General features: G+C 25.8%; 16 protein-coding genes. 6 read left to right on the top strand and 10 right to left on the bottom strand.

The annotated features are described in order from the left end of the window. The 10 genes from Q0W06_RS18835 to Q0W06_RS18790 all read right to left on the bottom strand — a co-directional run. Nucleotides 1–235, bottom strand: a 235-nt coding sequence (locus Q0W06_RS18835) for a hypothetical protein (protein WP_297639479.1), incomplete at its 3' end; no start/stop codon positions are given. A gap of 13 nt (nucleotides 236–248) precedes the next feature. After that, nucleotides 249–443 (bottom strand): hypothetical protein, encoded by a 195-nt coding sequence (locus tag Q0W06_RS18830; RefSeq protein ID WP_297639476.1) that lies wholly within the window; start codon nucleotides 441–443, stop codon nucleotides 249–251. Continuing rightward, on the bottom strand, nucleotides 428–820 hold the full coding sequence (locus Q0W06_RS18825; protein WP_297639473.1) for a hypothetical protein: 393 nt from the start codon (nucleotides 818–820) through the stop codon (nucleotides 428–430). Before Q0W06_RS18825 ends, Q0W06_RS18830 begins: the two co-directional genes overlap by 16 nt. Continuing rightward, nucleotides 820–1,134 (bottom strand): hypothetical protein, encoded by a 315-nt coding sequence (locus Q0W06_RS18820; protein ID WP_297639470.1) that lies wholly within the window; start codon nucleotides 1,132–1,134, stop codon nucleotides 820–822. Before Q0W06_RS18820 ends, Q0W06_RS18825 begins: the two co-directional genes overlap by 1 nt. Then, the gene (locus tag Q0W06_RS18815; protein WP_297639467.1) at nucleotides 1,135–1,722 is read right to left on the bottom strand and encodes an HNH endonuclease signature motif containing protein; all 588 of its coding nucleotides are present in this window, start codon (nucleotides 1,720–1,722) and stop codon (nucleotides 1,135–1,137) included. Nucleotide 1,723: 1 nt separating this feature from the next. Beyond that, nucleotides 1,724–1,954, bottom strand: coding sequence for a hypothetical protein (locus Q0W06_RS18810; protein WP_297639464.1), 231 nt, complete (start codon nucleotides 1,952–1,954; stop codon nucleotides 1,724–1,726). After that, nucleotides 1,951–2,340 (bottom strand): hypothetical protein, encoded by a 390-nt coding sequence (locus Q0W06_RS18805; protein WP_297639461.1) that lies wholly within the window; start codon nucleotides 2,338–2,340, stop codon nucleotides 1,951–1,953. Before Q0W06_RS18805 ends, Q0W06_RS18810 begins: the two co-directional genes overlap by 4 nt. 25 nt (nucleotides 2,341–2,365) lie before the next feature. Beyond that, a complete protein-coding gene (locus Q0W06_RS18800; protein WP_297639458.1) occupies nucleotides 2,366–2,581 on the bottom strand; it encodes a hypothetical protein in 216 nt (71 codons plus the stop codon). A gap of 119 nt (nucleotides 2,582–2,700) precedes the next feature. Further along, nucleotides 2,701–3,801, bottom strand: coding sequence for a hypothetical protein (locus Q0W06_RS18795; RefSeq protein ID WP_297639455.1), 1,101 nt, complete (start codon nucleotides 3,799–3,801; stop codon nucleotides 2,701–2,703). Between the two features lie 387 nt (nucleotides 3,802–4,188). Next, the gene (locus Q0W06_RS18790) at nucleotides 4,189–4,593 is read right to left on the bottom strand and encodes a hypothetical protein (protein ID WP_297639452.1); all 405 of its coding nucleotides are present in this window, start codon (nucleotides 4,591–4,593) and stop codon (nucleotides 4,189–4,191) included. Between the two features lie 165 nt (nucleotides 4,594–4,758). On the opposite strand from Q0W06_RS18790, the gene Q0W06_RS18785 reads away from it, so the two are divergent. From Q0W06_RS18785 to Q0W06_RS18760, 6 genes are all read left to right on the top strand, one after another. Then, on the top strand, nucleotides 4,759–5,400 hold the full coding sequence (locus Q0W06_RS18785; RefSeq protein ID WP_297639449.1) for a LexA family transcriptional regulator: 642 nt from the start codon (nucleotides 4,759–4,761) through the stop codon (nucleotides 5,398–5,400). A 157-nt stretch (nucleotides 5,401–5,557) separates the two neighbouring features. Next, nucleotides 5,558–5,779: a helix-turn-helix transcriptional regulator gene (locus Q0W06_RS18780; protein WP_297639446.1), complete on the top strand. Its 222-nt coding sequence runs from the start codon at nucleotides 5,558–5,560 to the stop codon at nucleotides 5,777–5,779. Between the two features lie 195 nt (nucleotides 5,780–5,974). Then, complete coding sequence (locus Q0W06_RS18775; protein ID WP_297639442.1) at nucleotides 5,975–6,181, top strand: hypothetical protein; 207 nt, start codon at nucleotides 5,975–5,977, stop codon at nucleotides 6,179–6,181. A 26-nt stretch (nucleotides 6,182–6,207) separates the two neighbouring features. Then, entirely contained in the window at nucleotides 6,208–6,414 is a 207-nt protein-coding gene (locus tag Q0W06_RS18770; protein ID WP_297639439.1) for a hypothetical protein, read from the top strand. A 137-nt stretch (nucleotides 6,415–6,551) separates the two neighbouring features. Further along, nucleotides 6,552–6,725 (top strand): hypothetical protein, encoded by a 174-nt coding sequence (locus Q0W06_RS18765; protein ID WP_297639436.1) that lies wholly within the window; start codon nucleotides 6,552–6,554, stop codon nucleotides 6,723–6,725. 17 nt (nucleotides 6,726–6,742) lie between these two features. Then, entirely contained in the window at nucleotides 6,743–6,907 is a 165-nt protein-coding gene (locus tag Q0W06_RS18760) for a hypothetical protein (protein WP_297639433.1), read from the top strand. The last annotated feature ends 86 nt before the right edge of the window (nucleotides 6,908–6,993 follow it).

Below are 6,993 nucleotides of genomic sequence, written 5' to 3'. Positions count from 1 at the left end.
GCTTTATTGAATGTTTAAATATTTCAGTATCATAAGTTATCAATTCCTCTTTATCTACACTCTGAAGCTTCTCTTTAATTTTAAAGCAACTATGACGAACTACTGTTTTGTTGTCATTGGCGTTAGTCTCAGCTTGGTTTAAAAAACCAAGCATATAACTAACAATTTCAGCTTTATTCATATTTTTTATTCTATTTTCAATTTCCCAACCTATTTTAAGGACTTTTAGGCTCATTAGATTACCCCCTTTATAAGAAAAATGTTGATACTAATCTATTTTTTAGTTTTTCATATTCTTTTCTATACTGCTCTAACTCTTCTGAAAGTTTTTTATCATTCTCAGTTTTAACTCCATATCCTAACTCTATACTTAGAGAAAAAATTTGATTGTATAAAAACTTCAATTTTTTTATATCTTTTCTATATTTTATAAATTTAAGCACTTTACCTCCTCTTCATAATTCTTTAAAATTTCAATGTTTAAATCACCATCCAGAAATTTTTCGCACAATTCTGGATTAACTCCATTTCCTAAAAATTCATATATCAACTCTAGATCTTCTAAAGAAAAATCTTTTTTAAAAAACTCATTAAATTTTTTTCTTGTTTTAATAAGAATTTTTTCATCATCACCTTTAATACAGGCTCTACTTTTCCATCGGATCACATTCATTTTTAAATCTTTTACAGTTTTTACTAGTTCAAAATTTATATAAAGATTTCTTCTTTTTTCAAGGATTAACTCAAAATTTCTATTTATAAAACTATCCTCAAAAATATCCATCAGTCTTTTAACTTCTTGTTTTAAAAAATACTCCATTACTCCACCTCTTTTATTTCAATTTTAAAAAATTTCCAATATTTATTTTTAAAATTTTTGAAGGATCCATTACAATTATTTTTATAAAATATTTCTTTCATAAGTTCATTTCTAATTTTTTTATATTTATAAATTTGTATTTCTAGTTCTTCTTTTGTTTTAAAAATTGTTGGAGCTGACTTTACTGAAAATAAAAGTTCGTTATTTCTAAAAACTCCAACTGCAATCATTTTATCTACTGTAAATAACTGAAGTGTTTCTAATGCAATATATCCTATGGTTAACTTTGATTTTTTATTAAGCTTAGTTATCATTTATACATTCTCCTTATTTTTATTTATTTCTTGCATTTTCAACTTTAATTTAGCTATGGTATGGCCAACTTCTGTTAAATCTTTATTTTCTTTTATCAAATTCTCTTGATTCATTTTAAAAAGTTCTTTCCTTGTTACAAGAATAAGATTATCAAGATTAACATTTAGTTTATTTGAATCTGCAAAAATTAAACAACAATTTTTAGGTATTGGACCATTTTCTTGTTCCCATATTATCCGATGTTTTTGTTTCCATTTTTTTTCATCAATTTTTATATCTATATAACCTGAAGAATTAATTCTTTCGCTTCCTATAGGAACATAATTATGAGGTTTCATTCCTTTTTGAAATTGAGTAGGACTCCAGCTGACTATAAACTTTTTTCCTTTATTGTGAGGAATGGAACCTTTTTTAAAACGGGAATCATTTCCTGTTTTTATACCTTTTCTTTTCATTAAAGCAGATATTTGAAAGTTGCTTTTATTTAGATTAAAATTTTTATTAAATAGGCAAGTTATTTCTTTTACGCTTTTTCCTGGAGAAATTTCCTTTAAAAATTCTATCATTTCAGATGTATATATAATCATATTACCCCTTTAACATTTTAGGTATTGGAGTTGTTGAAGAACCATATTCGTTTACAAGCTCTTGAGCTTTTAAAACTAATGATGCATTATCTATTATTTTTGAAGCAACGTCTGTTATAGCTTTTGTTCTTAAAATTTCACTTTGTAAATTTTCTCCTTTTAGATCTTCTTCACTCAGTCTTTCTAGTTGAGCAAATAAATGGTTGTTTAAATCTCCTAATGTATTTTTCATTTTTTTTCCTCCGTATCATTTGTTATTATTTTTTCAAAAATATTTTGTTCTCCACAATCACATAAAACTTTCAAAGGTGCTTTATGACTTTGGAATGAGTATTTCAGATTAAGTAAAACAAAGCTTCCAATTATAGATCCAAATGGTGTTCCACATTTTTTACATGTTATAACTTCCATGTCTTTTGTAGAAGGTATAACTTTAGATTCTGATATAATTTTTTTATGAAATCTTTTAGAATCTTCTAGATAATACCCCCAATAAATAGTGTTTTTTAAATCTTTAAAGTTATCAACTCCAGCTTCTCTACAATAATAGAGAGCTAATTGCTCATTATTTTTAAATGGAAAATCTGAATTAATAGCGACTTTTGCTTTTTTTCTCATAATCCACCCCTTTCTGCTGTATAGATTAGTTTCCAGCAAGTGATTTAATGCCAAATGTAAATCCAGATCCACTAAGCAGAATACAAATAAAACTAACTACAACAAATAACCACCATGCCTTTTCATTTTTAATACTATTTCTAATGTCCAAAGTAGCAACAAATATTGTAGTTGAAGCTCCAAGTATTCCCATACTAACTAAAATTAAATAAACTAATGCTATTTTTTTTATAATTTCCATACTCACCTCTTAAAATTGTTTAAAAGCTTTTTAAAGCCTTTTTAGTTTGTTTTTAGTGTAAATACACCAAATTTTATTTAAAATCGTTTTTAACGATATACAGACAATCACACAAGTGTTTAAATTGTGCTTTTTAAAGCTGAATTTAGTGTATTTAAATAAATTTTATTATTTTTCTTTTTCATATTAGCTAAATAATTTTTATTTATTCCTTGTTTCACTAAAATTTCAACAGCTCTATTTTCTTCAATTTCTGTTAAGTTTATAGTTGTTACATTTTCAGATATTTCTCTTTTTTCATCTGTTTGTTTTTTAATGTATTCCATAGTTTTTTCAATTTTTGTATTTTTTATTACTTTCTCTACTGGAACAGGCCAATTCATTTTTAAAGATTTATATATGTATCCAAATCCTTTATCACTTTTTTTAGAGTAATCTATTACAGATTTAATTCTTTCAAAATCAATATGATTTGTTGCTATAACATCAATTAAGTTTTCTATAGTTCCTCTATCTTGAATTTCAGTTTCTAATAAATCATTTATTTCTTTAGAAATAGAACTACTACTTTTTGATTTTTCAGTAGTAGTATAATTATTGGAGTATATAGTAGTATTATGAGGGAACTTTTCAGTGACCTCTATACAGGGAACTTTTGAGTGACCTCCTACAGGGAACTTTTGAGTGACCTCCGGTAAGTTAAAAGTAAGTCCCATCTCTTTAGCTATTTTAGCTACTTCTTCATCAGTTTCATCAAGTTTATACTCTTCAAAAAGATTGTAGAAAGAATCTTGTAAATGTATGAAAGTATAGCTTCCTCCAAACTCCATAGTTGCTTTATTGTATTTTTTATGGATATGCCTAGTTATAAGTCCATATTCCTCATATTTTTGAAATCTTCTACTAAGAACTTTTTGATTATTAATTCCAAGAAGTGGTAAGTAAGTTAATAATCTGCTGTAATCAACCCACTTAAAAATTTTTCCTTCTACCTCTTTGGTAATCATTTTACGACTTGAAAATATATCTTTTAAGTAAGTAAGTATGTAAGCATCCTTTAAATCAAACAAATGTTCATTGTACTTAGCTACTAATTTCTTTTTTTCTTTTTCATCAGCAGTTTTTAAAATAACTATTTCAAATTTTTCATGTATTTGTTTATTAAGTTCTAATACTTTTTCTTGCTGCACTCCTCCAACTTTGTATTTCATATTGTTCATATATTCCTCCGACTTTATGTTTTTAATAAAATCTTTAAGTTGTTAAAAATTTTATTAAAGACATAGTTGTGGCTGGAGTTATTATCTCCAGCCTTTTATTAAAAACCAAACATTCTTTTAATTTTGCTTAGAAAAGTTCGTTCAGCATATGTGTAAGTTCCTATTTTTTTAATTTTCATTTTGGATCTCCTCCAGAAGTGTTTCCCATTTTCCTGCAAATATTTTTCCATTAATTTCAACTCTCCAAAAATTATTAGAAACTTTTTTAAATTTCATAAAATCCTCCTTGCAAGGACCTACAAATTGTGTTACACTCTATTTACGAGATAGGGGTGTTTGCAAATTTTGCAGATGCCTTTTTTTATTTTTTGTATTTTTAATGTTCATCTATGCTCCAATTCTTTTATTTGTTAGAATCATTTCTCTTTCATATTCATTGGCATCATCTCTTGTTCTATCAAGAGCTTCAGATACAAATTTAATGTTCATTTCTCTTAGCTCATCGTCTAATTGTTCATAGTATGCTGATTCCTTTTCATTTTTCAGGAAATTAGTTTTTATTTCTTTATACAATTTCATTAATTTGTCATTTTTAGAGTCAATTGCAATAATTTCTAATTTTTTTAGATTTTTTTTAAAAGTAATATTATAGTTTTCTTCTCTGTCATCATCCAATTCATCAATTTGCTTTTGTAAGTTTAATTTTTCTCTAAGAACATGATAATAGCCTGTATGACTCATAACAAAGTCAAGCATCCTAGATATTAGTGTTGGTTGTTTTCCGCTCCCCATTTTAATCCTCCTAAAATTTTTTTTATTTTCAAAATACAAAATATGTACTTAGTTATAAAATTACAAGTATTATACTTGTTTTTTATTTATAGGGAGATTATACAAGTTATTTACTTGTTTGTCAATGCCTATTTATTTGTTTATAATTTAAATAGAGGTGAGAAAATGAAGAAAGTAAGTGAAATATTAAAAGAGTTTAGAAAAAATAAAAAAATAACTCAACCAGAACTTGGTCAAATGCTTAGTGTTTCTCAACAATATATAAGTTTAGTTGAAACTAATAAAAGTCAACTAAGTGAAGATGCTTTAAATACTTTAAAGAAGTTAATGGATAAAGATAAATTTGAAGAATTAGAACAAGCATTTTATTTTGAAAAAATGCCAGATAAATTAAGAGATTTATTAAAAAGTACAGTAAAAATACCATATTTTAGAGATATTAAAGCTTCAGCAGGCACGGGTTATTTAAATTTTTGTGAGGAGATAGCACCAGAATATTTAGAAATAGAAAAAAGATATAATTATAAAAACTGTATTGCTATTAATATTCAAGGTGATAGTATGTGGCCAGAATTACAAGACTCAGATATAGTAATTGTTGATTGTAATAGCACATTTTTGACTTCAAAAGGATATTTTATAGTTCAATATCGTGATGAAATTTTCGCAAAAAAATTAATTTTAGCAGAAGGGGAAATTGTTGGACTAAAAAGTGTGAACCCAATGTATAAGGATATTGAAATATCTAAAGATCAAATAAAAATAATTGGGAAAATAGAAAGTGTTTATAGAGAATTTTTTAATTAATAATAAGCTGATTAAGTCTTTAAAATTAAGACTTTTATCAGCTTATTTTTTGTTTTCGAAAAAATAAAATAAATTTTTTGTTTGACAAACTAGTAAAAAACTTGTATATTTAAAAAAACAAACAAATTACTTGTTTTTTAAACGGAGGTTTTGGTTTATGTTAAATTTAGATGAAAAGATTTCTAAAAATATAAAGAACATAATGAGAAATAAATTTGGAACAGGCACAAAGTGTGCTGAAGTATTGGGAGTTTCACCGCGAAGTCTTAATGATAGTATAAATAAAATAAAGCAAAATAAATATCCATCCATAAAGCAATTGAAAAGAATTGCAAGTGTGTGTGATTGTGAAATTACCGATTTCTTTAAAGTAGATTAATTTCTTAAAATGTGGAAGTTTAAATAATTGAACTTCTACATCTTAGGAAATAGCGAGTTATAGACATGCAAAAGTTATTACTAAGAAACAAAATCTCAAACCTTTCAATTAAACAGCTAACATAAAGTTGGCTGTTTAATAAAGAGTTGAAGTTATATAATTTCAGCTTTTTATTAAATATTTTGGAGGTGAGTAATGAGTAAAATTCTAGCAAATGTCAATGTTGACATAGAGTTATCTAATATAAGTGATTACGATTTAATTGTTGAAATACTAAAGAGAAAAGATTCTCCTATGAGAGGACATCTTTCTAAAAAAAGAGTAATTACAATATTGGATATTATATTAGGATTGAAAATTGATGTAACTGAAAAAAATATTGTAATTGATATTGAAGATTAATTATTAAATATTTGGAGGTAATAAAAGTGAAAGATGTAGTTCTAATAGAGAGAAATTTAAAAAGAATCCAGATTATAAAAAAATGGATCGATGGAGCTTCGAAAGAAAGCATAAGAAAAGAATATGGTGACTTTGGATCTTCTGTAATAATTGCCGAAGAATATAAGATGAGACGAACTGAACTGGATAAAATAGAGTTTGCTGAAGAGATTTTATGCCCGTCAAAGAGTTAATAACTATAAAAAATAATATATATACAAATAAATAGCTAACTTTGTTGGCTGTTTAATAAAGAGTTGAAGTTTTTTAAGTTCCCCGACGCCATTTTAATTTCAGCTCTTTATTAAACTATTTTTGGGGGTGTTAATGTATGGAAAATCTTTTGATTATTGCAGATAAAAACAGGGTAGATTTTGAAAGAAAAATTCTAAAAGTACCATTAGAAAAAATAACTGGAGAGCCAGAGTTTGAAAAAACTATAGATGGTGTAATGACATACAGTGTACTTGTTAAAATGACTCCAGAAGAAATAGCAAATCTATAAAAAAGAAGTGTGATTAGATGCAAGAAATAAGGTGTAAAAAATGCAAAAGACTTTTAGGAATATCAAAAAATAAAAAAATTAGTTTTAAAAATTTAAAAGGTGAAGTAGTATTAGATCTTGAAGATAAAAACAAAAATAAAATAAAGTGTATCTGCGGTGAAATATTGCAGGTTGGCACATGAGACCCAAGAGGTCCTGGATTATAGAAATATAATTCCAGGGCCTTTTTATTTTTTGTAAATAAAATTTATATAGATTAGGTTGAACC

Origin of the sequence: uncultured Clostridium sp. (assembly GCF_947072515.1) — a bacterium.
Taxonomy (GTDB): domain Bacteria; phylum Bacillota; class Clostridia; order Clostridiales; family Clostridiaceae; genus Clostridium.
This window is presented reverse-complemented; position numbering and strand designations above follow the sequence as displayed.

What these genes read in the sequence shown, in the direction of transcription:
- Q0W06_RS18825 (WP_297639473.1), bottom strand. Translation starts at nt 820, where the DNA reads ATGGAGTATTTTTTAAAACAAGAAGTTAAAAGACTGATGGATATTTTT.
- Q0W06_RS18820 (WP_297639470.1), bottom strand. Translation starts at nt 1,134, where the DNA reads ATGATAACTAAGCTTAATAAAAAATCAAAGTTAACCATAGGATATATT.
- Q0W06_RS18815 (WP_297639467.1), bottom strand. Translation starts at nt 1,722, where the DNA reads ATGATTATATATACATCTGAAATGATAGAATTTTTAAAGGAAATTTCT.
- Q0W06_RS18810 (WP_297639464.1), bottom strand. Translation starts at nt 1,954, where the DNA reads ATGAAAAATACATTAGGAGATTTAAACAACCATTTATTTGCTCAACTA.
- Q0W06_RS18805 (WP_297639461.1), bottom strand. Translation starts at nt 2,340, where the DNA reads ATGAGAAAAAAAGCAAAAGTCGCTATTAATTCAGATTTTCCATTTAAA.
- Q0W06_RS18800 (WP_297639458.1), bottom strand. Translation starts at nt 2,581, where the DNA reads ATGGAAATTATAAAAAAAATAGCATTAGTTTATTTAATTTTAGTTAGT.
- Q0W06_RS18795 (WP_297639455.1), bottom strand. Translation starts at nt 3,801, where the DNA reads ATGAACAATATGAAATACAAAGTTGGAGGAGTGCAGCAAGAAAAAGTA.
- Q0W06_RS18790 (WP_297639452.1), bottom strand. Translation starts at nt 4,593, where the DNA reads ATGGGGAGCGGAAAACAACCAACACTAATATCTAGGATGCTTGACTTT.
- Q0W06_RS18785 (WP_297639449.1), top strand. Translation starts at nt 4,759, where the DNA reads ATGAAGAAAGTAAGTGAAATATTAAAAGAGTTTAGAAAAAATAAAAAA.
- Q0W06_RS18780 (WP_297639446.1), top strand. Translation starts at nt 5,558, where the DNA reads ATGTTAAATTTAGATGAAAAGATTTCTAAAAATATAAAGAACATAATG.
- Q0W06_RS18775 (WP_297639442.1), top strand. Translation starts at nt 5,975, where the DNA reads ATGAGTAAAATTCTAGCAAATGTCAATGTTGACATAGAGTTATCTAAT.
- Q0W06_RS18765 (WP_297639436.1), top strand. Translation starts at nt 6,552, where the DNA reads ATGGAAAATCTTTTGATTATTGCAGATAAAAACAGGGTAGATTTTGAA.
- Q0W06_RS18760 (WP_297639433.1), top strand. Translation starts at nt 6,743, where the DNA reads ATGCAAGAAATAAGGTGTAAAAAATGCAAAAGACTTTTAGGAATATCA.